This window comes from Streptomyces cyaneofuscatus, from assembly GCF_000718135.1.
Taxonomy (GTDB): Bacteria; Actinomycetota; Actinomycetes; order Streptomycetales; family Streptomycetaceae; genus Streptomyces; species Streptomyces cyaneofuscatus.
The window spans coordinates 61,090-86,537 of the sequence record NZ_JOEM01000018.1 but is presented as its reverse complement, the minus strand read 5'-3'; the positions used below and the strand labels follow the sequence as shown (position 1 = coordinate 86,537).

The following is a 25,448-nucleotide window of genomic DNA, read 5'->3' as shown; positions in this document are numbered from 1 at the left end:
CATTGCGCCAAGGCCGTGGTCGGTACGGGAGTTGATCCCCGGACCGGCCACGGCCGTATGGCGTTCCCGGTTCAGCCCAGGTCGAGACGTGCGAGTTCCCGCCGTGAGCCCACACCCAGCTTCGGGTACGCCTTGTAGAGGTGGTGCTCGACCGTGCGCCGGCTGAGGAACAGCTGCGCGGCGATCTCCCGGCTGCTGCTGCCGCCCCTGGCGAGCCGCACCACCTGGAGCTCCTGCGGGGTCAGCCGGTCGATCGGCTTCTCCGCCGGCACCCGCGCGGCCACCCGGCGCTCACCGGAGGCCCGCAGCTCGGCGGCGGTCCGCCGCAGCCAGGGCTCCGCCCGCAGCCGCTCGAAGGTGGCCAGGGCCGAACGCAGCACTTCCCGGGCCTCGTTGGGCCGCCGGGCGCGGCGCAGCCACTCCCCGTACAGGAGCTCGGTGCGGGCGCGCTCGAAGGGCCGGCCCCCCTTCTCGTGCAGGTGCAGCGCTTGCGCGTACGGCTCCGGCCGGTCGTCGATGAGCGCCCGGCACCTGAGAGCCACCGCCTGTGCCCAGGGGGCCGTGGTGGCCCGCGCCCAGCTCTCGCAGTGGCGCAGCGCCTCCTCGGCGCGTTCCGGCTGCCCGAGCCGCACCGCCGCCTCGATCCGGTCGGCCGCGGTGGAGAGGGACAGCCAGGTGTACCGGTCCGGGCCCGGCGGCGGTGGATCCAGCCGGCTGAGCGCCGAGCCGAAGTCGCCGAGGCCCAGGTCGAGCAGGACGAGGGCGCAGTCCACGCCGGTGCGCAGCGCGGGGGGCGTGGCGTCGGCGAGTTCGCGCACGCGCCGCGCGTCGCCCTCGATGGCGGCCATCCGCGCGCGCACCGCGCCGAGGCGGACCAGGCGCCGGTGCATCCCGGTGTCCCGGGCGATCTCCTCGGCCTCCGTCACCGCGGCCTCGGCGTCCCGGTGGTGTCCCGCCAGGAGGTGCGTCTGCGCCAGGACGTCGAGTGCGTAAGGGAGTTGACCGATCAGCGCCTGCGAGCGGCAGCGGCGTACCTCCGCCGATGCCAGGGCGTGGGCCGCCTCGTCGTCGCCGAGGAGCAGGCCGCAGGTGAGCGCGAGCATCCGGACGGCCTGCTCCTCGTCGGCGTCGCGGGGGCCGGTGGTATCGGGCCGTCCCTCCAGGAAGCGGGTGAGCAGCGGCAGTCCGTGCTCGGCGTCGTCCTCGCAGAGCCGCTCCAGGCCCTCGACCAGGGGGTCGGCGGCGCTCGCGGCCGTCTCGAGCCGGGCGGCGGCGGTGCGTACCGCGTCCGCGTCACCGGCCAGCCAGCCGTAGGCGGCGGCGGTACGGAGCAGGCCGGACGCCTCCGGCGGGGCGGTGTTCGGGGCGGCGTTCCCAAGGCGGGCCAGCAGGCCGTGGGCCGCCTCGCTCCGGTCGCCCAGCTCGAAGGCGACCGCCGCGCGCACCGAGGCGACCCGGGCCCCGGCGGCCGGGTCGTCCGCCAGCCCGTCCGCCAACTCGCCTGCTTCCTGTGCGAGTCGGTCCGCCTGGGCGGCGTGGCCCGCGGCGAGCGCCAGCGCGGCCGCTTCGGCCAGCCAGGAGGTCCGCTGCCGGGGGTCGGTGGTGAGCCGGGCGGCCTGGCCGAACAGGCCGGAGGCCGCCGCGTACGCCGTACGGCCCCGGGCGCGTCCGGCCGCCGCCGCCAGCTCCAGGGCCGCCTCCTGGTCGGGCCCGGTGGACACCGCCAGCAGATGCCGGGCGCGGCAGTCGGGGTCCGTGGCGGCCTCGGCCAGGGCCCGGTGCACGGCGATCCGGCGGGCGAGCACCGCGCCCTGGTACGTCGCCGAGGCGATCAGCGGATGCCGGAACGTCACGGCGCCGCCCATGACGTACATCAGGCCCGTCCGCTCGGCCTCCGCCAGATCGCCGAGATCCACGCCCAGCAGCTCCGACGCCCGAAGCAGCAGCGGCAGATCGCCCCGCCCCTCGGCCGCCGCGATGAGCATCATCAGGCGGGTGCGCTCCGGGAGCCCGCCGATCCGGGCCCGAAAGGCGGAGGACACGCGGTCCGCGACCGGCAGGGGAGCGTGCTGGTGGGGCTGGTCACTCCGCGCGGCGTCGAACTCGATGAGGGCCAGCGGGTTCCCCGCCGACTCGGTGATGATCTGGGAGTGCAGCGCGGGCGCCCGGCCCCGGTCGGCCAGCAGGCGTGAGGAGTCCTCGAAGTCCAGGCGGGGCAAGGCCAGTTCGGGTATCCCGGGGGCCGTGAATCCGTCGTCCTCCCGGCCGGCCAGCACCATCGCCACGCCCTCGGCGGCCAGCCGGCGGGCGGCGAAGAGCAGGGCCTCGGCCGTGGCCCGGTCCAGCCACTGGGCGTCATCGACCAGACAGAGAAGGGGGCCGTCCTCGGCGAGATCCGCCAGGACCGTGAGCACCGCGAGCCCGGTGAGGAAGCGGTCGGGGCCGCGCTGCTCCCGCCCGGTGCCGAGGACCGCCCGCAACGCGGCGGCCTGCGGTGCGGGCAGCGCGTTCAGGCGGTCCTGCACCGGCCACAGCAGTTGTACGAGGCCGCCGAAGGCCAGATCCGCCTCCGGCTCGACCCCGGTGACCCGAAGGACGCGCACCTCACGGCCGTCGCTCCTGGCGTCCCCGTGGGCCTGGGCGGCAGCCCTCCCGGCCAGCCAGTCGAGCAGGGCCGTCTTGCCGATCCCCGCCTCGCCGCGCAGCAGGAGAGCACCGCTGCGTCCGGCACGCGCCTCCGCCAACAGCCGTGCCAGCCGCTCCTGTTCCGCCGACCGCCCGTACAGCACCGATGTCCCGCCCCCCCTGCATGCCCCCGTCGGTGTACCGTCCCGCGCCGCATGCCGTCGGTGTACCGTCCCGCGCCGCTCACCCGTGCCTACGTACCCGGACCAGTAGAGACTACGGATTCCCGGCGAGAGCGCCGCTCCTACCGTCGTGATCAGGACATCCGCTGATGATCGCGACCTGATGGAGAAGACCATGGACGAGCTGTTCACGCCGCTGCGGGTCGGCAAGATGACCCTGCCGAACCGCCTGGTGATGGCGCCGATGACCCGCAGCCGCTCCGTCGACCGCTCGGTGAACGCGCTCACCGCCGAGTATTACGCCCAGCGCGCCACGGCCGGGCTGATCATCACCGAGGGCACCCAGCCGAGCGTCATCGGCCAGGGCTACATCGACACCCCCGGTCTGCACTCCGCGGAGCAGGCGGCGGCCTGGCGGGGCGTGACCGACGCGGTGCACGCCGCGGGCGGCCGGATCTTCGTCCAGCTGATGCACTCCGGCCGGGTCGGCCACCCCAGCCTCTACCCGGACGGCGCCCTCCCGGTCGGGCCCTCGGCGATCGCCACCGGCGGGCAGATGTACACCCCCCACGGCATGGTCGACCACCCCGTGCCGCGCGAGATGACCCTGGAGGACATCGGGTGGGCCGTGGCGGACTTCGTCTCCGCCGCCCGGTACGCGATGGACGCCGGGTTCGACGGGGTGGAGCTGCACGGGGCCAACGGCTATCTGATCCAGCAGTTCCTCGCCGACGGCTCCAACCACCGCACCGATGCCTACGGCGGTTCGGTGGAGAACCGGGTGCGGTTCGCCGACGAGGTGGTGCGGGCCGTCGCCGACGCGATCGGGCCCGAGCGCGTGGGCATCCGGATCTCCCCCGGGTCCACCAGCGAGGGCGTCAGCGAGAGCGACCCGGCCGAGCTGTACGGCGCGCTGATCCGCACCCTGGCGCCGTACGGGCTCGCGTACGTCCACATCATGGAGTTCGGCCACCGCGAGGTCTCCGAGCTGATCCGGTCCGCGTGGCCGGGCACGCTCATCCTCAACCCGCACCGGACGGGTACGGAGCCCTCGGTGACCCCCGAGGCCGCGCGGGACGTCCTGCGGGACGGCCTCGCCGACGCCGTCAGCCTGGCCTCCCTCTGGCTCGCCAACCCGGACCTGCCCCGCCGCATCCGGTCCGGCGGCCCGTTCAACCGGCCGGACCCGTCCACGTACTTCGGCGGCGACCACCGCGGCTACACCGACTACCCGACGCTGTCCGCCTGACCCGGGCCGGGCCGTCCCTCACCTCTGGAGGACCGATGAGTGAATCCCCCGCAGGCCGGGGCCCCGTGCGTCCGGCGGACGCGGACGCGGGCACCTACGCCGACGCGGACCCGCCCGGGCCCGGCGCCCCGCGCATCCCCACCCCCTGGCTGGGGCTGATGGCCGGCCCCCTCTCGTTCGGCATCGCCGGGCCCGCGCTGGTCCTGGACGACATCGCCCGGGACCTCTCCACCACCACCGGAACCGTCACCTGGGGCGTGACCGCCTTCGGCTGGGGCATCGCGGTGGGCACCCCCCTTATGGCCGGCCTGCTGCGGCACCGCGGAGCCCGGGCCGCGCTCGGCGCGTGCGGGACGCTGGTCCTGCTCGGCGCGCTCCTGGTGCTCACCGTGCCGGTGCTGCCGGCCGTCATCACCGGCTGCGCGCTCCAGGCGCTCGGCACCGCCGGTCTGACCTCCATCGCGATGAGCCTGACGGACTCCGCCCGCTCGATGGGCTTCGTCACCGCCTCGCTCGCGGTGGTCGGCTCCACCGCGCCGCTGGCCGGGTCGCTGGTCAACGACGCGCTGACCTGGCAGGCCACGCTCGCCCTGCCCGCGCTGAGCCTGATCGGCCTGCTCGTCGTCATCGGACGGGTCTCCACCCGCCCCGCCTCGACCGCCGCCTTCGACGGGCTCGGCGCGGTCCTGCTCACCGCCGTGGTCACGGCTCTGGTCCTCGTCCCGCACCACCCGCCGGTCGCCGGGCTCCTCTCCGTACTGGCGATCGCCGCGCTCGTGCGGCATCTGCGGCGCAGGCCGCAGGGGTTCGTACCGGCGGCGGTGGTACGCAGCCCCGTCTTCCTGATCTCGTCGGCGCTGGCGTTCCTGCTGGCGGCGGTCAACTTCGGGCTGATGTTCGCGGTGCCGGACGCCCTGGCGGACCACACCGCGTGGTCGAGCGGCGGGATCGGCGTGGCGATGGTGTGGCCGCTGGTGCTGGGCGGTGCGCTCTCCTGGGTGGTGGTCGCCCTCTCGGCGAAGGTGGGCCGGCGGCCGGTCGTCATCGCCCTGGTCGCCCTGAGCGTCGCCGGGGTGGTGCTGGCGTCGGTGAGCGCCGTCGCGGTTCTGCTGCTCGTCGCACAGGCTCTCGCCTCGATCGCGGCCGCCTCCGGACAGGGCGTCTTCGCGGTCCACTCCACCCAGGCCGTGCCCGACGAGGAACGACCGGCGGCCATCGGCCTGTTCAACCTCTGCTACCTGCTCGGCGCGGCTTTCGGCCCGGCGGTCGTCTCGCTGCTCCAGGACCTGTGACGCGGACCACACGGCCGGATCCGGTTCGCTCCGATGACTTCGCGGCCCGCCACCCGTCATAAGGAAGGACAGCACAGCAGCAACGACACCACCCTCGCATCCTCCGACTCGACTCGACTCGACTCGACAGACGGGACACCCCATGACCGACGCCGTGAAGGGCCCTGCCAGCTACTTCCCCTCGATCGAGAAGAAGTACGGCCGCCCGGTCGCCGAGTGGAAGGACCTGATCCGCTCCTCCCCGCTCACCAAGCACGGCGAACTGGTCACCTGGCTCAAGACCGAGCACGCCCTGGGCCACGGCCACGCCAACGCCCTGGTCGCCCACACCCTCGCCGAGGACAAGGCCCGGTAGGCGCGGTAGGCCGCGGTAGGCCCGGTAGACACCGCTAGGGCGTGTCCGGCCAGGCTTCAGAAGGCGTACCGGACGCGCAGCCACGGCGCGTGCTCCGCGATCAGCTCCCGCAGCCGGGCGAGGGCGTCGCGCTTGATGTCGCGGGCGTAGCGGACGTTGAGGGCGCCGTTCTCCGAGCGCTTCGTCTCCTGCGCGGCCGGCTGCCACAGGACCTCCTCCGCCCGCGGGTGCCAGCCCAGGTTGACCTCGTGGAGCTGCTGGTTGTGGGTCAGCATGATGATCTCGGCGGCTGCCTGCGCCTTCACCCGGCCGGGCAGGACATCGTCCAGCTGGTCCAGCAGCTCGGCCCAGTCCCGCTGCCAGCCGGGCCGCAGCACCACGGGCGAGAGGTTGAAGTGGACCTCGTACCCCGCGTCCAGGAAGTCGGCGGCGGCCGCGATGCGCTCCGCGACCGGGCTGGTACGGAGGTCCAGCAGGCGGGAGTCGTCCGCGGGCATCACCGAGAAGCGCACCCGGGTGCGGCCTCGCGGATCGAGCGCGAGCAGATCGGGATTGACGAACTTGGTGGCGAACGAGGCCTTGGCGGTGGGCAGTTCGCGGAACGCGGCGATGAGGTCGGCCGTGTTGTCGCAGATCAGGGCGTCGACGGAGCAGTCGCCGTTCTCGCCGATGTCGTACACCCAGGCGTGCGGGTCGCACTGATTGGGCTCCCGCTTGGGCCCCTGGGCCCGTACATGCCGTCGTACGTGGGCGGTGATCGCCTCGATGTTGGTGAACAGGGTGATCGGGTTGGCGTACCCCTTGCGGCGCGGGACGTAGCAGTACGCGCATGCCATGGCGCAGCCGTTGGAGGCACCGGGCGCGATCCAGTCGGCCGACCTGCCGTTGGGCCGGGTGGTGAGGGACTGCCGGACGCCCAGGACCAGGGTCTCCGACTTGATCCGGGTCCAGCGGGCGATGTTGCCGTCGTTGCCGTGGAGGGAGGGGATACGCCAGTGCCCGGCCACCTCGGTGACGGGGACGCCCGGCAGCCGCGCCAGGATCTGCCGACCGCGCGGGGAGGCGAGCGCGGCGGGCTCCGCGTAGACCTCCCGTACGTTCAGCATCCGCCGGGCCCGCGGACTGTCCCGGAACCCGCCGCCACGGTCCGGCGGATCGGCGGGAACGGTGTCCTCCCAGCCGAAGAGCGCCTGCTGTTCAGGCTGTTCGGGCTGTTCGGGGCGCCGGTTCACGGCCTCGACCCTACGGCGGTGGCCGGGCGGAACGGCGCGAGGGACCCGGGACGGAGTGTCGCGTACGCAACGGAGTGTCGCCGTACGCATGCGGGTGGTGACTGCCAGCATCGACGGAGGCTGCCGGGATCGACGGGGCCGGACACCGGACGCGAGAGGCGGCCCCTCCCATGGCACCACGCCCCCACTGGCTGTTCGGGGACCAGCTGGGCCCGCACTTCCTCGACCCGCGCCACGGTGGCCCGGACGACAAGGCCCCGGTGGTCATGATCGAGGCGCGATCGGTGCTGCGCCGGCGCCGCTTCCACCGGGCGAAGGCGCACCTGGTCCTCTCGGCGATGCGGCACCGCGCAGCCGAGCTGGGCGACCGGGTCACCTATGTCCGGGCCGAGACGTACGCGGAGGGCCTGGAGAAGGTACGCGGACGCCGGGCATCGAGCCCCCTGACCGTCCGCCACCCCACCTCCCGCCGGGCGCTGGACTTCGTGGGCGGCCTGGAGGGCGTCGAGATCCTCCCCGCGAAGGGGTTCCTGGTGAGCCACGACGACTTCGCGGAGTGGGCGGGACGGAACAAGGGGAAGGGGAGCGGGAAGGGGGAGAAGGGCGGCGGGCAGCCCCAGCCCCTCCGGCTGGAGGGCTTCTACCACTGGGTGCGCGAGCGGCACGATCTGCTGATGGACGGCGACCACCCGGCCGGCGGACGGTGGAACCTGGACCACGACAACCGCGAACCCCCGCCCCGGGGACAGGACACCCTCGACGTCCGGGGCCCCTGGCGGCCGAGCGAGGACGACATCGACGACGAGGTCCGCCGCGACCTCGACCGCTGGGAGCGCGACGGCGACGTCTCCTTCGTCGGCCGGGACGGCCCGAGGAGCTTCCCCGCCACCCGGCGCGAGGCCCGTACCGCACTCCGCCACTTCGTCGCCCACCGCCTGGCCGGCTTCGGCCGCCACGAGGACGCGATGCTGGCGGCCGACCCGGTGATGAGCCACAGCCTCCTCTCCGTACCCCTGAACCTCGGCCTCCTGGACCCGGCCGAGTGTGTGGAGCCGGCCGAGCAGGCGTACCGCTCGGGCGACGCGCCCCTCAACAGCGTCGAGGGCTTCGTCCGGCAGATCGCGGGCTGGCGCGAGTACGTCTGGCACCTGTACTGGCACTTCGGCGAGGACTACCGCCACCGCAACGCCCTGCGCCACACCACCCCGCTGCCGGACTGGTTCCTCGACCTGGACGCCGACGCGGTCACCGCGAACTGCCTGTCCACGGTCCTCGCCCAGGTACGGGACACCGGCTGGACCCACCACATCCCCCGCCTGATGGTGCTCGGCAGCCGCGCCCTCCAGGACGGCTGGGACCCGGCGGCCGTCACCGACTGGTTCCACCGCTGCTTCGTGGACGGCTACGACTGGGTGATGCTCCCGAACGTGGTCGGCATGTCCCAGTACGCCGACGGCGGCATGATGACGACCAAGCCGTACACCTCGGGCGGCGCGTACATCAAGAAGATGAGCGACTTCTGCGCCCCCTGCGCCTACCGCCCCGACCACCGCACCGGCGAGGAGGCCTGCCCGTACACCGCCGGCTACTGGTCCTTCCTCCACCGCCACCGCACCCGCCTCGCCGCCAACCACCGCACGGCCCGCGCGGTGAAGGGCCTGGACCGGCTGGGGGACCTGCGGGAACTCCTCGACACGACGGCGGAGCGGGGCGACGCGCCCCCCTGATCAGCGCCCGATGCTCAGGGCCCGAAGCTCAGCGCCCCCTGATCAGCTCCCGGCGGCTGGGCCCTCTTCGGGCTTCCGGCCCCACGCTGTGAGCATCCCGGCCGACAGGGCGGCGCACGCGTCCGACCCCAGGTACCGGACCGCCGCGTCGACAGCGGCGTCGTCGACCAGGCCGGTGGCGACCATCGCCTGCCTGCTGCGCTCCCAGGTGTCCGCCCAGAACCGGCTGATGGGGCTGCCCGGCTGGAGCGGCGGCACGTGGATCTCGGCGGCGACGGGTTCGAGCCCCGCCCCGCGCAGCAGGTGCGGGTACGACGGCACCCAGGAGACATCGGTGCCGATGGTGGACCGCAGCCCCCGCCACATCGCCCGCATCACCGAGGTGTACGGCGTATCGGGCGTCCGGTCGCTGGTCAGATCGACCGCGTCGCTGAGCACCAGGACACCGCCGGGCGCCACGCGTTCGGCCAGTGCCCTGATCAGGCGTTCGTGCTCGGGCAGGTGCATCAGCACGAACCGCGCGTGGACGAGCTGGAATGGGCCGGGGGCGAAGTCGGCGCCCGTGATGTCGGCCTCCCGCACCTCCAGCCCCGGAACGGCCCGCGCAGCGAGGAACCGTACGTCGCGGTCCACGGCGAGCACGCTCGCCACCCCCGCCTCCTCCAGCAGCCGGCGGGAGACCGTACCGGTACCGGCCCCCACGTCGAGGCAGCGCCACCCCGGACCGGCCCCGAGCGCCCGCAGCCGCGCCAGGGTGATGTCGTCGTAGGCGAGGGCCCCGAAGTCGATGCGCTCGCCTTCGCCCGCCGCTTCGGGGCTGAAGAAGGTCTCGCCGTAGCGGCCGTCACGGACCGGCTCGGACGGTTTCATGACTGGGCCTCTCCACGCGGCGGTGCGGTGCCGGCAGCCCTGCACCCAAGGCCGCCAGCCCCGGTCATCCTCCACCGAGCGCTGTCCGTACGAGCGAGGCTCGCCGCCCCTGAGCCGATCGGCCCACCGCCACCGCCACCGTCCCTGCCACCGCCACCGTCGGCACTACCCGCTGCCCCCCTCAGCGCAGCGCGCTCCGCTGCTGCCACGCGGCCCACGAGAGGTTCCACGCGCCGAAGCCGTTCCCGGGGTCGACCACGCCCTTGGTGTCCTTGCCGGTGATCTCGAACGGGTCGCCCGGCCGCACCTGCGCGTAGAACCAGGCGGCGTCCGCGTCGCTCATCCCTATGCACCCGGAGCTCTGGTTGGACCGGCCGAAGTGCTGGGCGTTCCACGGGGCGGCGTGCGCGTACATGCCCGACCAGGTCAGCCGCATCGAGTGGTCGACCATCTTGTCGTAGGCGTTGCCCAGGCCCACCGTCTCGGAGTTCATGTTGATCGTGCCCTCCTTGGCCATGAGGACGGCGGTCCCGCGCCAGGAACGCTTGTCGCCGCCGGGTGTGCCGCCGGAGACCGGGATGCGACGGACCGTCTTCCCGTCGCGTACGAGGGAGAGCTGGTGGCGGTCGAGGTCCACCTCGACGATCTGGCGGTCGCCGATGGTGAAGGCCGTCGTGTAGTCGCGTACGAACCAGCCGCCGGCCGGTCCCGAGTCGGTGCCGTTCAGCTCGGCCTTCAGCGTGACCTCGGTTCCGGGCTTCCAGTACGTCCGGGGCCGCCAGTCCACCCGGTCCCGGCCCGACCAGTCGCGTATCCAGCCCCAGGAGCCCTCGGTGTCGTTCGAGGTGGTGATCCGGAGCTGCTTCTCGACCTCGGCCCGGTTCTTGACCGGGTGGTCGAAGACCAGCGAGACCGGCTGGGCGACGCCGACGGTGGAGCCGGTACCCGGTCGCCAGTCCACCTTGTTGACCTTCTCCGCCGGCGCCGTGGTGAACCCGGCCTCGGTGCTCCTGGCGGTGCCGCCTACGGTGCGGGTCGCCGCCTTCACCGTGTACGCCGTGCCGGGTACGGCCTTGCGGTCGGAGACCCAGGACCGGCCGTCGGCGGCGGCCCGGCCCGCGAGCCGGTGGCCCTCGGCGTCGGTGACGGTCACCGAGGTGAGGCGGCCGCCGGTGGCCGTGACCCGTACGGGTTCACCGGCCGGGGCCTTCGCCCCGGCGGGCGTGACGGTGACCGTGACGGGGCGGTCGTCGGGGCTCGGCGTCACCTCGGTGACCGGGGCGCCGGGGGAGGCGGCCGGCGAGCAGGCGGCGAGCGGCGCCAGTAGGGCGGCCACGACGGTGGCCCGGACGCGGGCATGAGCGAGTACACGGATGCGGGACAACGGGACCTCCGGAAGAGCGACGAGAGCCGCACCAGCCACGGGGGCGGTTCGATCGGCGATGTCGTGACTGTAGAGCCGGAAAACCGAAGGTCAGAGGCTACGGAGCAGTGTGACGGCGACTGGTGAGGAACGGTCATGGTCCGGTCACATTCGCCGCGCGGAGCGGTCATGAACCGCTGTGAGCATCCTCTGCATCCCCGAGAGAGGCCCGGGGAGCCGCCCCCGCGACAGGTGCCGGGGAGAAGGAGAGGCCAGACCGTGTCAGCGCTGCTCGTGCCGCCGTCGTCCAGCCCCGCACACCCCAGCCGAAACGGCGATGGCGACAGGAACCGGGACGTCGTCCTGGGCCCCATCACCGCTCAGACCTACCGCGCGTTCCTCGCCTCCCCGCACGGCGAGGCCCTCGGCGCCGGTTTCCTGCAGTGCCCGTCCTGGGCCGACGTCAAGGAGGGCTGGCGCGCCCAGCTGCTCGGCTGGGGACCGGACCCGGAGGCAGGCGAACTGACGGGCGTGGCGCTGGTGTTGCTGCGCCAGTTCCCCGGCACCCGTAAGTACTTCGCGTACCTCCCCGAAGGCCCCGTGGCCGACTGGAGCGATCCGGACCTCGACGCCTGGCTCACCCCGCTGCTGGAGTACCTGCGCCGCACCGGCGCCTTCGCCGTACGCATCGGCCCGTCACCCGCCCACCGGCGCTGGAGCGCCGCCCGGCTCAAGCCGCTCACCGGCCCGGGCCGCCGCCTGGGCGACGTCCTCGCCAGTGAGGTGGACCCGCTCGGCACCGCCGTCGCCGAGCGGCTGCGGGCCCGGGGCTGGGGCCGCTGCGGCCGCGCGACCGGCACGGACGGCGCCGGCGGCGACGGGGGAGGGGGGACCGGAGGCGGGGGCGGTGACGCCCAGCCCCGGCACGTCTTCCAGGTGCCGCTCGCCGGACGCACGACCGAGGACCTGTGGTCCGGGCTCAACCAGGAGTGGCGCCGCAATGTCCGACGGGCCCGGAAGGAGGGCGTGGAGGTGGTGGTGGGGAGCGCGGCGGACCTCCCCGAGTTCTGCCGGCTGCTCGCGCTCACCGAGCGGCGCGACGGCTTCCGGCTCGGCCGCTCGCTCGCCTACTACGAGCGCCAGTACGCCGCGCTCAACGCCGAGGAACCGGGCCGGATGAAGCTGTACCTGGCCCGTCACCAGGGCGAGATCCTGGCCGCCCACACGATGATCACGGTGGGCCGCCGGACCTGGTACCAGACCGGCGCCTCGGCCGACCACCGCCGCGAGGTCCGGCCCTCCAACGCGTTGCAGTGGCGGATGCTGCTGGACGCCCACGCGGGCGGCGCGGACGTCTACGACATGCGCGGGGTACCCTCCACTCTCGATCCGGCGGAACGTGCGTACGGATTGCTGCGGTGGAAGCTCGGCACCGGGGGACAGGTCGTCGAGACACTGGGGGAATGGGAGAGGTCCGTGGGCGGCAGCGCCAACCATGCGCTTCACCGTGCCTTCCAGGCGTACTTGAAACGCCGCTGAAGCAACGCCCCCACCACCGCCAACGCCCACGCCACCGATCCCCCCCCCGCCACCACCCCCAGGGAGAACCGCCGATGCCCCGCGTGCTCCTCATCGAGGACGACCCCGCCGTACGCGAGGGGGTCGAGCTCGGCCTGCGCCGCCGCGGCCACGACGTACGGGCGGCCGCGACCGGCGAGGACGGCCTCGCCGCACTGGCCGAATTCCGGCCCGACCTGCTCCTGCTGGACCTGATGCTGCCCGGGATGAACGGCGTACAGGTCTGCCGTCAGGTCCGCGAGAACAGCCAGCTGCCGATCATCATGCTCACCGCGCGCGGCGACGACTTCGACGTGGTCATCGGCCTGGAGGCAGGCGCCGACGACTACATCGTCAAGCCCGCCCGACCCGAGGTGATCGAGGCCCGGATCCGTGCCGTGCTGCGCCGCATGGACGACAGCGGAACGGGCCGCCCGGCCATCGACGTGTACGGCGAGCTCACCATCGACCGGGTCGGGCTGACGGTCACCAAGGCGGGCCGGCCGCTGTCGCTCGCCCCCTCGGAGCTGAGGCTCCTGCTGCACCTGTCCGCCGCCCCCGAGCAGGTGTTCAGCAGGCAGCAACTCCTGGAGAGCGTCTGGGAGCACACGTTCCACGCCGATGCCCGGCTGGTCGACGCCTGTGTCGCCCGGCTGCGCGGCAAGATCGAGCCCGAGGCCGGCAGCCCCCGCTACGTCCAGACCTTGCGGGGCTTCGGCTACCGCTTCGGCCCGCTGTGACCACCGCCCGGCGTTCACGGAGGATCACGGTGCCGCGGTCACGGGGGATCACCGACCGGCGTTCCCGGATCCGGGCGTTCGGCCTGCGCACACGCCTGCTGGCCGCCTTCCTCCTGGTCGCCGCCGTCAGCGCGGGCACGACGTCCGCGCTGACCTACCGCGAGGCGCGCAACGCGCTGCTGAAGACCACCCAGGACACGGCGGTTGCCACGTTCCGCGAGCAGGTCCAGCAGACGGGCTTCGGCCTGCCCATCCAGGGGGAGGGGCTCGAGGAGGTCCTGCGCGACCTCGCCCGCAAGGGTAAACCGCGCCCCTGGGTGGTGTTCGCCGAGTACGGTTCGCTCCGCGCCTCCTCCGGCGAGAACCCCGTCTCCACCGTCATCACCCCCCAACTGCGCCGGGCCGCGCAGGCCAACCCGTACGGAGGCTTCGAGCGGGTCGTCAAGGACGGCGTCCCGTACCTGACGATCGCGATGCCCACGGTCTTCAGGACCGGCCCGTACAGCACGCTCCCCAGCGGGCTCGTCCTGTACGCCGTCATGCGGATGACCGACGAGCAGATCAACGTCGACGCCCTCCTCACGGCCGCCCGCGACGGCGCTCTGCCCGGCCTGGCCGTCGCGCTGGTACCCGGCCTGATCGCCGCGCGCAGTGTGCTGCGCCCGGTGCGGGAACTGCGCCGGGCGGCCAGCAGCATGGGCAGCGGCCGCCTCGACACCCGGATCGCGGTGCGCGGAAACGATGAACTGGCCGACCTGGCAGCCACGTTCAACGAATCGGCCTCCCACCTGGAGGACTCCGTCAACGAACTACGCGAGGCGGAGGCGCGCGCCCGCCGCTTCGCCTCCGACGTCTCGCACGAACTGCGCACCCCTCTCGCCGGGATGCTCGCCGTCACCGAGGTCCTCGACGAGGACGCGGACCATCTGGACGCCGACACCGCCCGGGCGGTCCGGCTGGTCAGCGCGGAGACCGGAAAGCTCGCCGTACTCGTCGAGGACCTGATGGAGATCTCCCGGTTCGACGCCCGTGCGGCCGAGCTGAACGCCGACGAGGTGGATGTGGCCGAGGCGATCCGCAAGACTCTCCAGAACCGGCACTGGCACGAGGACGACCGGGTCCACGCCGAACTCCCCGCCGGCATCCGGGCCCGGCTCGACCCCCGCCGCTTCGACGTCGTGATCGCCAACCTGGTCGGCAACGCCCTGCGGCACGGCGGCGCGCCGGTCACGGTGGGCCTGCGCACCGGCGAACGCCCGAAGGGAACCCCCGTACTGATAACGGAGGTCACGGACCGGGGCCCCGGCATCCGCCCCGAGTCGATCCCGTACATCTTCGATCGCTTCTACAAGGCCGACGCGGCCCGTACCCGCTCGGCGGGCAGCGGCCTGGGGCTGGCGATCACCCAGGAGAACGTACGCCTGCACGGCGGAACGATCCGCGCGGGGAACCGGCCGGACGGCGGCGCGGTCTTCACGGTGGAGATCCCACTCGACACCGGGGAGGCGACCGCGTGAGCCGTACCCGGGTGGCGGCCCTCGCCGTCGCGGTGGCCTCCGTACCGCTGCTGCTGGCCGGCTGCGGCATCCAGGAGACCGACCCCATCGAGGCGGGCGGCCCCGCGACCGTCGAGGCCTTCTACAACCGCGACGACGACATGATGCTGTTCTTCCGCACCCCCGACGGCGGGCTGAACCCGGTACTCAGGACGGTCAGGCCCTCGGCCGGCTTCGGCGGCGACTACGTCGAGTCGGACCCCGGCACCACACCCGGCCCGCCCTCGACGGAGAAGACCGTCCTGGCCCTGCTGGCCGGCCCGCGCGAGGAGGACCGGGCCGCCGGCCTGACGACGGCCCTCCCGCCCGCCCGCCCCGGCACCACCGTCACGGTGAAGACGACCCCGGGCGGCACGGTGACGACCGGCCTCCCCTTCCCCCTCAAGGCCCTGAACACCACCGCCCGACGCCAGCTGACCTGCACGATCGCCTACAGCCAGGCGGCCGACGGCCAGGCCGTCGTGAAGCTGACGGGCCAGGACGGGGCGTCGAGCTCCGACACCTGCGGACTGGCGCCCTGAGCGCTCTCCACTGCGCTCAGTGCTTTGAGTGCTCTCCACCTGCGCTCAGTGCTTCGAGTGCTCTCGCCGCGCCGCTCCCTCCTGCAGGTACGCGGAGATCATGGCGAGGTCGTCGGCGATGTCCAGCACGCCGTTGACGTCGGTGGTAGGGGTGGAGGCGCCGTTCACGCCGGCGAAGAAGGCGTCGAAGCGGCCGTTGCCCTTGTCCAGGTAGCCGGCGATGGTGATGGCGCCGACGGCCAGGCGGTTGTTGAGCGCGTCCAGCCCCACTGCGGCACCGGTCTTGGCGAACACCTTCCCGCGCGCGGGGCAGTCGGTGCAGTTGTCGGCCAGCAGCCCGTCGACGCCCAGGATGGGCAGCGCGTTCCGGAAGACCGCCGCCTCGGGCGTGCGGTGCCAGTAACTCAGCAACTGCACCACGGCCTTGGGCGTGGTCCGGTCGACGGGGTTTCCGCCCCGGCCGTCCAGGAGCTGGACCTGCTTGCGGTCGACGCCGGCGCGATCCAGGAAGCCGGCCAGCACCGGGAAGCCGTCCATGCAGTCCTTGCTGCCGGACGCGACCGCCATCAGACAGATCGCGAGATTACCCCCCAGGTTGTGGCTGACCTTGAAGATGAGCTTGGCGTACTGGGCGTACGGCGGGGAGGTGAACAGAGCCACGCGCGGCCGGCCCTCGTACGAGCCGGGGAGCCGGCCGACCGGGTTGGCACCGGTCGGCTTCGCGGTCACCTCCACCCCGGCCCGCCCCAGCGCCTCGATCAGCGCGGTGCGTCCGAAGGCCGCCGGGTCGGCGATGGGCGACACCTTCAGGGCCGGTGCGGAGCCGGCCGCGATGGTGCCGGAGAGCTGGATCCGGGTGCCGTCGCCGGAGGTCGTGACCTCGATGTCGGTCGGCTCACCCGGCGCCACCGTCCGTACGGTCGATGTGACGCGGTACGGGGAGACCTTCGGCCGCCAGTCCAGTCGCGCGGGCGCGCCGGGGCGGGCGCCCGGGGTGGTCAGCAGGTCGATGAGATTGTCGTTGATGATCAGCGGGGTCGGGGTGGGGTCGAAGACCGGCTCTGGTCGGAAGAGCCGGTCGTCGACGATCACGTCCCCTTCCACTCGCGTGATGCCGGACCGCCGCACCTGCTGGGCGAGCTGGTCGATCCCGGCGAGCGGGTCCTGCGGAGTGAGCGTGGCGCCGGGGAAGTCGTTGGCGTACGTGTGGTCGAGGTCGGTGTAGTCGACCGTGCCGTCGGGCCGGGTCCTGCCGCCCATCGTGAGGTCGCCCTGGGCGACCAACCCGAGGTCGCCGTCCAACGTACTGCCGCGCCGCTCGCCGACCGCGTAGACCGGCGTCCTGAAGCGGTGGTCGCCGCCGAGGGTGTCCCACGCCCCGGAGGTGCCGAACAGCTTGGCCACCGACCCGGGGATGAAGAACTGTTCGGCGAACCGGCTGTGGACGACCCGCCCGCTCTCCACATCCTGCTGGAGCAGGCCCCACTGGGCGTTGGGGTAGTCCGGCTTCCGCATGATCTCCGTGATCCGCGGGTCGAGCCGGCCGTCCCCGCCCTCGGGCGACGAGACCGCCCGGGCCGCCTCGCCCGACGTCAGGGCCAGCAGCAGCAGACCACAGCCGCCCGCGACAACGCGACGCCAGAAGGACCCGGATCTCTCTCCTCGCATGGCGATACGCACTGTTCGTCCTGTTTGTCTCCGCGGTTTCCTGTCCATGGGGTCAGGTATGGACCCCGCCGGAGGCCGGATACGGGTGGCGCGAACGGTAGTCACCCGAACGGCACGGCGTATTCGTCGCAATGCGCGGGAGCACCGGCCGCAGCAGCAGCCGATCAGCGCCGTTGCCGCTGGATCACGACCATGTGGAGCAGTCCTCAGCGGAGATCTCCGCGACCGCGGCATCCACTACGTCCTCCAGGCCCGGGATGTAGCCGCGTACGTCGGGAAGCGGGGTGCAGAAGGTGACGTTCGAGGTGAGGAGGGCCTCGTCGGTATCGGCGAAGGAGAGGGAGACGTACGCCCTCACATCGGTGTCGCCGAACTCCTCCCGAGCCCGCCGGAGGCAAGCACCCACATACGCCAGACACCTTCGGACGAGGAGGGGTGTGCGTTCGTCCGGTGCGGCCGGGAGGTCGTAGTCGGTCATCCCCCTCCCGTTGACCGTCGTCTCCTCCGCGAGCCGGTCGGAGTGGACGCCGGGCACCTCCGTCCGCAGGGCGGTCAGCACGCGCCCACCGGAGGCCGTGACGGACCACCCGCGCTCCACGACCTCACGGAACATGAGCGGAATGTCCCGGTCGCTGAGGCGGGTGACGTCGGTGGCCCGCAGGATGTCCCGCATCCGAGGATTGCAGCGCATCCCTATCCCTATCCCTATCCCTGTGCCTATCCCTGTGCCTGTGCCTGCCCCTCGCCGACGCCTACGACGGGGGGACCGTCGAGCGGCCTGAGGAAACGGCGCTCGTAGCGCTTGATGCAGCGGGTCTCACGCGCCAGCGCGAACGCTTCCTGGCACTCCGGGTCGGACATGCTGTCCGAGCGGTACTGCTCGTACGCGGCCAGGCTGGGGAAGGAGAACAAGGCGTAGGCGATGTCGCTGTCGCCCTCACTCGGCAGGAAGTAGCCGTGGTGCGTCCCGCCGAACCGGTTGACGAGCCGGACCCAGCGGCGACCGTACTCCTCGAAATCGTCGAGCTTCTCGGCGTCGATCTCGTACTTCAGATGAATGGTGATCATGCCTGCATGATGCCGCCACCGCCTTGGTCCTGGCCACGGCAGGGGGATGCTCCATGCCACCGCCGTACCCGCCCACGCGGCGGTGAACTGCGCTTCCCCGTCTTCAAGCGGCATCCGGCACCGCATCGCCCGCAGCGGAACGGCTGGATACGCTGGCCCGTCATGACCAGCTGAAAGGTACCGCTTCCCGTATGTTCCAGCGCCAGGTGGCGGTCTTCGAAGCGGAGCTGGAACTCCCGTCGGGCATCGGGCCTATGGAGAACGACGAGTGCCAGATCACCCCTGACACCTTCGAGGTCTTCGTCAACGCCCTCCTGGCGAAGCACCGAAGAACGAGCCACGCCATCTGGCTCGCGCTCGCCGATGGCTTCACGGCCACCGTGCTGGTTCTTGCGGAGCGCGCCGGGGTCACGGTGGACTGGGCACTGCTCGGAGCCGCCCCGGAAGCCGAGATGGCAGACGTGCAGGTGTCCGCCGTCACTGGGTTGTCCGCCCCTGCCGAAGCCGGAGCCTGGGCTGCGGGCCTGCGTAAGAAGGCGCAAGAGCTGGGACGGCGGATGCCCCGCTGACCGGAGCGTCCGCCTACGGCGAACCGAACACCATCCGCACCGCTGCGGCCTGCTGGGTACGGACGGGCACGAGGCCGGCGGTGCAGCGGCTGTGTACGGAGTTCCCCTGGCGGTTGCGCTGTTTGCTATTGCGCAGAATGAGCCTATGTCCTCATCGAGTTGGCCGAAATTGTCCCTTGGGGGGGGCTGTCCTCGAAGGGCCTCAGCGTTTCTAGCGTGCCCCTGTCAGCTGTGAGGGCTAGGTTGGGTCGTGATCGCCGCCGCACCCAGGGCACGGGGCTCTGCTGGGAACAGTGGGATCAGGAAGGGCCAGTATGTCGAAGCGGTCCGAAGCAGCAGATTCGGCTTGCGCGTACCGGCGAACCGGAATCGCTCCAGTGAGTGGGATCGGAAGGCTCAAGCAACTGACGGGCCGGGAGAAGGAAGTCCTTCTCCTGCTGGGTACGGGATTGGGCAACCGGCAGCTGGCGCGGGAGCTGGGTATCGCAGAGCGGACAGTGAAGGCTCATGTGGCACGAATAGTGGATAAACTAGGGCAGGAGACTCGGCTGCAGGCCGCAGTGTTGTCCGTGCTGTTCCATGGTGTGCTGTGTGCCGATCCGCACTGCTCATGCCAGCACCTTGCGCTCACTCCCGTCATCCGGAACGTGTCTGCCGCGTGAGTGCCGGCCGCGTCCGGCTTCCTGACCCGGGGCCGGACGCGGCCTTCTCGGCAGGGGTGCCCCACGAGGTCCGCCCAGTTCGGCAGACCGTGCTCCTGAGCGTCACCGCGAGGGCGGATCACGTCAGAACGAGCTCCGCCGCCTGCCGAACAGGCGCCCTTGGCAGGGCGATAGTTGAATTCTGCATTTGTAAATCTTGCGCCATCGAAGGTCGTGGGGCGACCGCCCTCCCCGCTCCAGGCAGGCAAGCGCTGGGTGGTCGAGCGCACGCACGCGTGGACGAACGGCTTCGGCGAGCTCCGGCGTCACGCTCCGCATGCTCATCCGCCGAGCAACGAGCAACGAGCAACGAGCAACTGCCGCTGGGGCGGACGCCCCATCACCCGGCGCCTCAAATGGGCCATTTGCCGGTGGGTCTCAGGCAAGTGGAGAGCATGAAGGCCCCGAGCAGGGCCAGACAGCGACAAAGCCCCGGGCGGTCGGCCTGGGGGCTCTCTGCGTGGAACGGGTCGACGAGGCCGACGAGCTGGCCAATGCGGTCGGGCCTCGTCGGCGCCCTGGGTGAGCCTCTTGGGCTACGGCTTGGCGGCGGCCGCGGAGGTCTGGCCTGCGGCAGCGGGGCGGGGGTCGGGTATGGGATGTTCGGGTACTGCCCTGCGGTGCGCTGCCTCCAGGTGCAGGGCCCGTGCGGGCAGTTCAGAAGAGGTGGGGGGTGTCCCGGTTACGCCACACCCAGGGCACGGGGATCCGCCCGGTCCCGGCTGTCCCGCGAGGCCCGCACCCCGCCTGGGTGCGGGCCTTCGTGCTGTCGGGGTCAGGGGGTGTGGTGCCCGGTGGGGGTGGGGTATGCGGCGTCGGCCTGGTCGATGCACTTGCGGTCGTTGTGGGGGAGGTTCTTCACGGCGGCGGCGAGTTCGACGAGAGCGACGTCGGAGGGGACTTCGGGGTCGATGACGGCTTGGGCGGCCGGCTTACGGCCGAAGGTGGTGATGGTCTTGTCGGCCTCGCCCTGCCCGCTGTCCTTCAGTACCCAGTCGACGCCGTCTGCGGTGACGCACAGGTCGGTGGTGGGCAGCATTTCGGGCAGGCCGCACCGCAGGGTGATGACATGGTCGCCGTAGACGGCGGCGCCGGGGGAGGTCACGGTCTTCTCGTGTCCGCCGATCTTGTCGGGGTAGCCGGCGGCCAGGTCGCGGCAGACCGCGCTTTCCGCCTGTGGGGCTCCTTCGGTGGAGGGTCCGGCGACGGGGAGGAATTGGATGGCCAGCAGGGCCAGACCGGCCACGGTCACGATGGTCGCAAGGACGGGCAGGGTGCGGGAGTGCTTGGGCATGAGAAAAACTGTAAGAGGCGGTATTGCCCCCAAGTGCGCTGCCCCCCAGGCCAATATCGCCCACTGATCTCCGTGCGTAGGCTCGGCGGAGCTCGGGCCGCAGGGGTCACGGGCGCTGTTGTGGGAGGGGGCCTGTGGTGTTGCAGGCGATGAGGGCCGTGTTGGTGTCCGGGGCCGCCGTGGCGGTGCTGGGGGGCGTTGCCGCTCCGGCAGGGGCGGCGCCTGCACCGGCGGGGGACGACCCGTACAAGAACACGGGCCTTACCAAGGTGTACGGAAAGACCGGATTGTGCTTCTCGATGGACAACTCGAAGAAGTCCAAGACGGCGGTGAAGCTGCGGGGCTGCAACAAGAAGTCCACGACGCAGCGTTGGAACCTGCTCTGGGTCAACGCGAACAAGCCGGCCGAGCGGCCCCGGTATGTGATCCAGAACCGTAAGTCCGGCAAGTGCCTGGCGCCGACGTCGAAGAAGTCGGGGGCGACGGTCCGCCAGTACGGGTGCAACAAGCGCTCCAAGACGCAGTGGTGGACCCTGTCCGACCGGCGGATCACCTCCTACGGCGGGGGGAAGCTGGTGATGTCGGCCCAGTCGGACAAGAAGGGCAAGGCGATCACGCTGATGAAGTACTCGAACAAGACGGCCAAGCTGAAGAAGCAGGCGTTCGCCCTGATGTGGAAGAAGAACGACCCGACAGGTCTGTGAACGCGAGGAGGAGCCCCGCCGTTCGGACACTGTTGACCCATGCCGCTTCACTCCGCCCCACCGGATCTGTCCGGTGGGGCGGAGTGCTGTGAAGTGTGAGGTGCGTGTCGGGGTGAGCGGGGTGTCTGTTCATTCCGGCTGCGGTCACCAGGTGGTGCAGGTGGTCCAGGTGGTGCAGGTGGGTTCTGGGGTGGCCTCGGTAACACGACCTGCCCACCCGAACACGACGTCGGCCTGATCCACCGACAAGGTGGATCAGGCCGACGTCACGACGAAGGGGCATGGGTCAATGGTGTCCGTTCGGCGGGCCCCTCCTGTGTTGCGGCTGGTCGAGGTCTACTCGATTCCGCCGAACGCCCTGCTGCCCGTCTTTCCGTACTTCCACACGATGTAGTAGCTACCCGCGCTGTACTTCTTGTCGCTGGTGAAGGCCTCGGTGTTGTTGGCCTTGCCCTTGAGGGAGTGGACCTTGATGTCCTTGCCCTTGACCTTCTTGTAGACCGAGGCGGTCCAGCGGGTGTTGTTGCCCTTGATGCCGAAGTGGAAGAAGTGCTTGCCCTTCTTCACCTTGTGGGCGGCGCTCTTCTGCGTGCCCTTCTTCGTCTTCCAGCAGTCCAGCCAGCCGCCGCCGGGACGCTTTTCGTAGCCGCACTTCGCGGCGGCCTTGCTCTTGGGGGCGGGCTCGGCGGCCGTGGCGGTGGTGGCCCCGCCCAGCATGCCGGCCACGATCGCGGCCGAGATGACAGCTTTTCCTACCTGCACAGCAGCACTCCGTTCTGTTCGCGTCCCCTGGTCGTGGGGAAGCGGCTTCCATGCTGCTTGGGTCGAACGGGTGGCCGGTAGTGGCTCTTGGGGCACTGCCCCTGGGGGCATAACCCCAATGTGCGGAGGGCGTACGAGCGTTGAGAGGATGAGCGGCAAGTTTTCCGCCCGAGCGAGGAATTGACCTGTGAAGCGTGCCGTTATCTCCGCCGCCGTGGCTGCTGTTGTGGTGGGAGGTGTCGCCTTTGCCGTCCTGGCGCAGGACCGGCCGGATCAGACCAGCTACCACATGTCCGACAGGGGGGTGCTGACTATTGATGTGAAGGACCGTCCCAAGGTTCCGGATATCAGGGGGAAGACGGTCGAGGGGAAGCCGTTTCGGCTGTCGGACTACCGGGGCAAGACGGTCGTGGTCAACGCCTGGGCGTTCTGGTGCGGGCCGTGCCGTCTGGAGATGCCCATGCTCGTCGACTTCGAGAAGTCGATGAAGGACAAGGGGGTGGTCGTGGTCGGCATAAACCACGGAAGCAACATCGGCGCCTCGAAGGCCTTCGTCCGGGAGTTCGACGTCACCTACCCGAATCTGCACGACCCCTTGGGCAAGTCCACCCTCGACATGCCCAAGGGCATCATCCAGTCCCGGGGGGTCCCCTACACCTTCGTCATCGACGCCCAGCAGAAGGTCGCGTCCTCCGCATCGGGTGCGATCAACCGCGAAATGCTCGACGAGATGACCGCCTGGGCCATCAAGCCTTCAAAGAAGCCTACCGGCCGGTGACGCGGCCGGGCTCTGCTCCCGGCGGGGCCCGGCGGACGTGAGGTGGCCGGTGGCCCAGGCGATCAGGGCCCAGGCGGCGGGGAGTTGGAGGGTGTACAGGGCCATCAGCGCGACTGAGAAGGCCCCGCCGATCGCCTCACCTACGTTGCTGCCATCGGTCATGAGGACGGCGCCGTAGCAGGCCAGGAGCAGCAGCAGGTAGAGGCTGCTGTCGACGATGGCGGCCTTCCAGCGGGGCGCGGGGGGAAGGAACAAGCGGGCCGCGGTCAGGACGATCAGGCAGGCGCCGGGGAAGATCAGGTCGCTGCGCTCGCCGTAGAGCAGCGGGTCCCAGGGGCCTTCCTCGAAGGAGGCCAGAACCTTATCGGCGACCAGGCCGATAAGCGATGAGCTGACGGTGACGTTCAGGGCGTAGAAGAGAGCACTGCCCAACGTGACTTTGCCGAACGTGACTTTCCGGAACGTGACTTTCATGATCTCCCCTCCAGGGGCGGTTTCCCGCAGCGGGAGACCGCCCCTGGATCATCCCACCGGGCCTACAGCCGGCAATGGGCGGGGTCAGCCCTTGGCGGCGATGTTCTGGAGCTGGCAGGCCGGCTGCGAAATGCACCGCAGGTCCAGCATCTTGTCCCGCAGAATCGTCTTCGTCTTGTACTTCTTGCCCGCGTAGTTGTACATGTAGAGCTCGTGGTCGGGGGCCTGGCGGTGCTTGCCCGTCACGTGGAAGCTGCCGCCCCGCGTCATCTCTACGGTGGCGGACGCGCCGATTCCCGCACGCTTGGCGCCGGTCTTGGGGCAGAACGGGTCGGTGGCGTCGATGATGATGCGAACGCCGCGCTCCTTGCCGTTGTGCTTGTTCAGCGCCTTGAACTTGATCTTCTTCACGCTGGCCTTACGGGTGGCGACCAGCCGGGAGTTCGACGTCTTGTACACGCGGGTCTTCCCGGTGAAGCGGTCCCATGTGATTTTGCCGCTCTTCCAGTTGACCGTTCCGGTCACCCCGGCGCGCGAGCCGGGGTTCTTCTGCTTCGCGGAGAAGCCGCGGGCATCCCCTGCGTACTTGTAGCCCTTGGTGTACTTGCAGCCCGAGAGCTTCGCGAGTTCCTTGGGGATGCCGGCCCAGGTCGGGCGGATGAACGAGCGCCAGCGCAGCGTCGACTTGGAGTACTTGCGGGCTTTGGCCTCGATGTCCTTCGCTGTGGCGTTCAGCGCCTCGGCGGTATCGCTGCTGGGGATGGTCGCGGTCATCCCCCAGGTGTGGGTGTCCTTCTTCCCGGCGCCGATGATCCGGTAGTCCGCCTCCGTGCCGGGCGTGACACCGGTATCGCGGAAGCTCGGCTGCGACGTCGTACCGATCTTCGCGCCGTCACGGTAGAGGGTGTAGGTCTTCGCTCCGACGTCCGCCCAGGAGAGGTCCGCGAACTTCGAGGACGCCGCCCACGCAGAGCGCGCGGAAGGCTCCGAGGACCGGGCGAAGGTGGTATCCGACACGGCCCACTCGTCCCCGGCTCGGAGGATCTTCGTGTCCGCGCCCTGCCCTATGCGGGTGGCCAGCACGCTCACGCGCGGACCGCCGGCCGCCTTCGCCGAGAAGGTCCCCTTGGAGGCGTCGAGGGTGAACACCGCTGTCGGGGCCGACGGTTCGGGGGAGGACGGCGGCGAGGCCGCAGCCGTCGTCACGACGAGCGCGGGCAGCGCGGTGAGCGCCAGAGCAACGGGCGCGGTACGGGAAAGACGCACAACAACTCCCAGCATGATCATGTTCCGGCAGGGGAGTTGAACGGTACCCAGGCGTAACACCGGTCCGTCAGTGTCCAATTGGCCACTGCCCCCAGGTGCACCACCACCGGCTCACCAGTTCCACCCCTTCGGAGCCCACGCCGGACCGTCCCTCCGACGGAGGCTTGAGATGTGGCGGCGGCTTCGCTCACGCACGTGCCCAGGCCCGTGGGGTCGGTGATCAGGTCACGGCCGAAGCCGAGATCATGATCTCCGCGATCCTCTCCGATCCGGAGTACCTGCCGAGCGTGGCAGCCCGAGCCTGGCGCTGGGCGCCCGAGATGGAAGAGGTCGCCGACACTCTCCGCGCGGCTGACCTACCCACGGACATGACCGAGGCCACAGCTCGGGTGCTCGCCCTCCGGGAGCAGGACAAAGACCGGTACGACGTGCCCGTCGTACACACCCTCTCCCAGCTCCGGTCAGGGAGGAGCAGGCAGACAGGGCCGGACAACAAACAAGGCCCGGGTCGATGACCTGGGCCTTTGTCGTGGAGCGGGTGACGAGAATCGAACTCGCGCTCTGAGCTTGGGAAGCTCATGTTCTACCATTAAACTACACCCGCGAAGCATGCCGATGATCGGCGCTGCATCGTCACACACTGTACCCCATGTCAGGCCCCCGGTGGATGAGCCGTGGGGCCTGACTGCTGTGGGGGCCGAGCTCGGGGCCGAGGCCGAGCCCGGAGCCGGGGCGGGGTGGACGCGGTTGTCGGGGGCGGTAGTTGGGGGCGTAGCGTGCGGGGTCGGAGTGCCGCTTGTGGTGGCGTCCTGTTCATCCCCTAATGTGGCGGTCTCGTCCATATGCGGTTGGGGAAGGGACTTGATGGAGTCGATGGAGCGCACCGTCGTCCGCT

General features: G+C 71.1%; 24 protein-coding genes and 1 tRNA gene. 13 read left to right on the top strand and 12 right to left on the bottom strand.

The annotated features are described in order from the left end of the window. Positions 1-71 precede the first annotated feature (71 nt). On the bottom strand, positions 72-2,789 hold the full coding sequence (locus IF17_RS0127130; RefSeq protein ID WP_030571073.1) for a helix-turn-helix transcriptional regulator: 2,718 nt from the start codon (positions 2,787-2,789) through the stop codon (positions 72-74). 181 nt (positions 2,790-2,970) lie between these two features. Between IF17_RS0127130 and IF17_RS0127125 the strand changes: the two genes are divergently transcribed. The 3 genes from IF17_RS0127125 to IF17_RS0127115 all read left to right on the top strand — a co-directional run bounded on the left by IF17_RS0127125 (position 2,971) and on the right by IF17_RS0127115 (position 5,703). Then, a complete protein-coding gene (locus IF17_RS0127125) occupies positions 2,971-4,056 on the top strand; it encodes an alkene reductase (RefSeq protein WP_030571072.1) in 1,086 nt (361 codons plus the stop codon). 35 nt (positions 4,057-4,091) lie between these two features. Further along, positions 4,092-5,348 carry an MFS transporter gene (locus IF17_RS0127120; protein ID WP_030571071.1) on the top strand — a complete coding sequence of 419 codons (1,257 nt, stop codon included), beginning with the start codon at positions 4,092-4,094 and terminating at the stop codon, positions 5,346-5,348. 142 nt (positions 5,349-5,490) lie between these two features. Then, positions 5,491-5,703, top strand: coding sequence for a DUF4287 domain-containing protein (locus IF17_RS0127115; protein WP_030571070.1), 213 nt, complete (start codon positions 5,491-5,493; stop codon positions 5,701-5,703). 56 nt (positions 5,704-5,759) lie between these two features. On the opposite strand, the gene IF17_RS0127110 is transcribed toward IF17_RS0127115, so the two are convergent. Then, on the bottom strand, positions 5,760-6,935 hold the full coding sequence (locus IF17_RS0127110) for a spore photoproduct lyase family protein (RefSeq protein WP_030571069.1): 1,176 nt from the start codon (positions 6,933-6,935) through the stop codon (positions 5,760-5,762). A 170-nt stretch (positions 6,936-7,105) separates the two neighbouring features. Between IF17_RS0127110 and IF17_RS0127105 the strand changes: the two genes are divergently transcribed. Continuing rightward, the gene (locus tag IF17_RS0127105; protein ID WP_030571068.1) at positions 7,106-8,662 is read left to right on the top strand and encodes a cryptochrome/photolyase family protein; all 1,557 of its coding nucleotides are present in this window, start codon (positions 7,106-7,108) and stop codon (positions 8,660-8,662) included. Positions 8,663-8,704: 42 nt separating this feature from the next. Here the strand turns inward: IF17_RS0127105 and IF17_RS0127100 are convergent, their stop codons facing one another. Both IF17_RS0127100 and IF17_RS0127095 read right to left on the bottom strand, forming a co-directional pair. After that, positions 8,705-9,532 carry a class I SAM-dependent methyltransferase gene (locus tag IF17_RS0127100; RefSeq protein WP_030571067.1) on the bottom strand — a complete coding sequence of 276 codons (828 nt, stop codon included), beginning with the start codon at positions 9,530-9,532 and terminating at the stop codon, positions 8,705-8,707. A 181-nt stretch (positions 9,533-9,713) separates the two neighbouring features. After that, a complete protein-coding gene (locus IF17_RS0127095) occupies positions 9,714-10,916 on the bottom strand; it encodes a L,D-transpeptidase (RefSeq protein WP_030571066.1) in 1,203 nt (400 codons plus the stop codon). 258 nt (positions 10,917-11,174) lie between these two features. Here IF17_RS0127095 and IF17_RS0127090 point away from each other — a divergent pair, with 258 nt between their 5' ends. From IF17_RS0127090 to IF17_RS0127075, 4 genes are all read left to right on the top strand, one after another. Then, positions 11,175-12,434, top strand: coding sequence for a lipid II:glycine glycyltransferase FemX (locus tag IF17_RS0127090; RefSeq protein WP_030571064.1), 1,260 nt, complete (start codon positions 11,175-11,177; stop codon positions 12,432-12,434). A 74-nt stretch (positions 12,435-12,508) separates the two neighbouring features. Continuing rightward, the gene (locus IF17_RS0127085; protein ID WP_030571062.1) at positions 12,509-13,192 is read left to right on the top strand and encodes a response regulator transcription factor; all 684 of its coding nucleotides are present in this window, start codon (positions 12,509-12,511) and stop codon (positions 13,190-13,192) included. Between the two features lie 29 nt (positions 13,193-13,221). Next, complete coding sequence (locus IF17_RS0127080) at positions 13,222-14,709, top strand: sensor histidine kinase (protein WP_237667112.1); 1,488 nt, start codon at positions 13,222-13,224, stop codon at positions 14,707-14,709. After that, a complete protein-coding gene (locus IF17_RS0127075; RefSeq protein WP_030571058.1) occupies positions 14,706-15,269 on the top strand; it encodes a hypothetical protein in 564 nt (187 codons plus the stop codon). The genes IF17_RS0127080 and IF17_RS0127075 overlap by 4 nt, the downstream gene beginning before the upstream one ends. A 45-nt stretch (positions 15,270-15,314) precedes the next feature. Here IF17_RS0127075 and dacB read toward each other — a convergent pair whose 3' ends face one another. The 3 genes from dacB to IF17_RS0127060 form a co-directional block, all read right to left on the bottom strand. Continuing rightward, on the bottom strand, positions 15,315-16,937 hold the full coding sequence (gene dacB / locus IF17_RS0127070; RefSeq protein ID WP_030571056.1) for a D-alanyl-D-alanine carboxypeptidase/D-alanyl-D-alanine endopeptidase: 1,623 nt from the start codon (positions 16,935-16,937) through the stop codon (positions 15,315-15,317). A gap of 184 nt (positions 16,938-17,121) precedes the next feature. Beyond that, entirely contained in the window at positions 17,122-17,628 is a 507-nt protein-coding gene (locus tag IF17_RS0127065) for a hypothetical protein (RefSeq protein WP_157851177.1), read from the bottom strand. A gap of 26 nt (positions 17,629-17,654) precedes the next feature. Beyond that, entirely contained in the window at positions 17,655-18,005 is a 351-nt protein-coding gene (locus tag IF17_RS0127060) for an NIPSNAP family protein (protein WP_032772660.1), read from the bottom strand. Between the two features lie 191 nt (positions 18,006-18,196). Here IF17_RS0127060 and IF17_RS0127055 point away from each other — a divergent pair, with 191 nt between their 5' ends. Together IF17_RS0127055 and IF17_RS1000000138095 are read left to right on the top strand one after the other, a co-directional pair. Further along, a complete protein-coding gene (locus tag IF17_RS0127055) occupies positions 18,197-18,574 on the top strand; it encodes a DUF6086 family protein (protein ID WP_306173338.1) in 378 nt (125 codons plus the stop codon). A gap of 314 nt (positions 18,575-18,888) precedes the next feature. Then, positions 18,889-19,236 (top strand): helix-turn-helix domain-containing protein, encoded by a 348-nt coding sequence (locus tag IF17_RS1000000138095; protein WP_078616055.1) that lies wholly within the window; start codon positions 18,889-18,891, stop codon positions 19,234-19,236. Positions 19,237-20,050: 814 nt separating this feature from the next. Here IF17_RS1000000138095 and IF17_RS01000000136715 read toward each other — a convergent pair. Further along, positions 20,051-20,569 carry a DUF3515 domain-containing protein gene (locus IF17_RS01000000136715; RefSeq protein ID WP_051884135.1) on the bottom strand — a complete coding sequence of 173 codons (519 nt, stop codon included), beginning with the start codon at positions 20,567-20,569 and terminating at the stop codon, positions 20,051-20,053. 299 nt (positions 20,570-20,868) lie between these two features. Between IF17_RS01000000136715 and IF17_RS0127045 the strand changes: the two genes are divergently transcribed. Continuing rightward, a complete protein-coding gene (locus IF17_RS0127045; protein WP_051884134.1) occupies positions 20,869-21,273 on the top strand; it encodes an RICIN domain-containing protein in 405 nt (134 codons plus the stop codon). A 336-nt stretch (positions 21,274-21,609) separates the two neighbouring features. Here IF17_RS0127045 and IF17_RS0127040 read toward each other — a convergent pair whose 3' ends face one another. Further along, a complete protein-coding gene (locus tag IF17_RS0127040; protein ID WP_030571044.1) occupies positions 21,610-22,035 on the bottom strand; it encodes a hypothetical protein in 426 nt (141 codons plus the stop codon). 187 nt (positions 22,036-22,222) lie between these two features. Between IF17_RS0127040 and IF17_RS1000000137235 the strand changes: the two genes are divergently transcribed. Further along, entirely contained in the window at positions 22,223-22,813 is a 591-nt protein-coding gene (locus IF17_RS1000000137235; protein WP_051884133.1) for a TlpA family protein disulfide reductase, read from the top strand. Here the strand turns inward: IF17_RS1000000137235 and IF17_RS0127030 are convergent. Together IF17_RS0127030 and IF17_RS0127025 are read right to left on the bottom strand one after the other, a co-directional pair. Continuing rightward, the gene (locus tag IF17_RS0127030) at positions 22,790-23,287 is read right to left on the bottom strand and encodes a hypothetical protein (RefSeq protein ID WP_051884132.1); all 498 of its coding nucleotides are present in this window, start codon (positions 23,285-23,287) and stop codon (positions 22,790-22,792) included. The two genes, IF17_RS1000000137235 and IF17_RS0127030, sit on opposite strands and share 24 nt — an antisense overlap. Positions 23,288-23,371: 84 nt before the next feature. After that, positions 23,372-24,553, bottom strand: coding sequence for a hypothetical protein (locus IF17_RS0127025; RefSeq protein WP_157851176.1), 1,182 nt, complete (start codon positions 24,551-24,553; stop codon positions 23,372-23,374). A 95-nt stretch (positions 24,554-24,648) separates the two neighbouring features. Between IF17_RS0127025 and IF17_RS01000000136710 the strand changes: the two genes are divergently transcribed. Beyond that, a complete protein-coding gene (locus IF17_RS01000000136710) occupies positions 24,649-25,068 on the top strand; it encodes a DUF1932 domain-containing protein (protein ID WP_373036943.1) in 420 nt (139 codons plus the stop codon). 15 nt (positions 25,069-25,083) lie between these two features. On the opposite strand, the gene IF17_RS0127015 is transcribed toward IF17_RS01000000136710, so the two are convergent. Then, positions 25,084-25,157 (bottom strand) — tRNA-Gly (locus IF17_RS0127015). Positions 25,158-25,448 lie beyond the last annotated feature (291 nt).

Excerpts from the sequence above, each read along its gene's own strand:
- IF17_RS0127045 (WP_051884134.1), top strand. The coding sequence starts at position 20,869 with ATGGACAACTCGAAGAAGTCCAAGACGGCGGTGAAGCTGCGGGGCTGC.
- IF17_RS0127125 (WP_030571072.1), top strand. The coding sequence starts at position 2,971 with ATGGAGAAGACCATGGACGAGCTGTTCACGCCGCTGCGGGTCGGCAAG.
- IF17_RS0127055 (WP_306173338.1), top strand. The coding sequence starts at position 18,197 with ATGTTCCAGCGCCAGGTGGCGGTCTTCGAAGCGGAGCTGGAACTCCCG.
- IF17_RS0127085 (WP_030571062.1), top strand. The coding sequence starts at position 12,509 with ATGCCCCGCGTGCTCCTCATCGAGGACGACCCCGCCGTACGCGAGGGG.
- IF17_RS0127100 (WP_030571067.1), bottom strand. The coding sequence starts at position 9,532 with ATGAAACCGTCCGAGCCGGTCCGTGACGGCCGCTACGGCGAGACCTTC.
- IF17_RS0127115 (WP_030571070.1), top strand. The coding sequence starts at position 5,491 with ATGACCGACGCCGTGAAGGGCCCTGCCAGCTACTTCCCCTCGATCGAG.
- IF17_RS0127030 (WP_051884132.1), bottom strand. The coding sequence starts at position 23,287 with ATGAAAGTCACGTTCCGGAAAGTCACGTTCGGCAAAGTCACGTTGGGC.
- IF17_RS0127120 (WP_030571071.1), top strand. The coding sequence starts at position 4,092 with ATGAGTGAATCCCCCGCAGGCCGGGGCCCCGTGCGTCCGGCGGACGCG.
- dacB (WP_030571056.1), bottom strand. The coding sequence starts at position 16,937 with ATGCGAGGAGAGAGATCCGGGTCCTTCTGGCGTCGCGTTGTCGCGGGC.
- IF17_RS0127060 (WP_032772660.1), bottom strand. The coding sequence starts at position 18,005 with ATGATCACCATTCATCTGAAGTACGAGATCGACGCCGAGAAGCTCGAC.
- IF17_RS01000000136715 (WP_051884135.1), bottom strand. The coding sequence starts at position 20,569 with ATGCCCAAGCACTCCCGCACCCTGCCCGTCCTTGCGACCATCGTGACC.
- IF17_RS1000000138095 (WP_078616055.1), top strand. The coding sequence starts at position 18,889 with ATGTCGAAGCGGTCCGAAGCAGCAGATTCGGCTTGCGCGTACCGGCGA.
- IF17_RS0127105 (WP_030571068.1), top strand. The coding sequence starts at position 7,106 with ATGGCACCACGCCCCCACTGGCTGTTCGGGGACCAGCTGGGCCCGCAC.
- IF17_RS0127065 (WP_157851177.1), bottom strand. The coding sequence starts at position 17,628 with ATGCGCTGCAATCCTCGGATGCGGGACATCCTGCGGGCCACCGACGTC.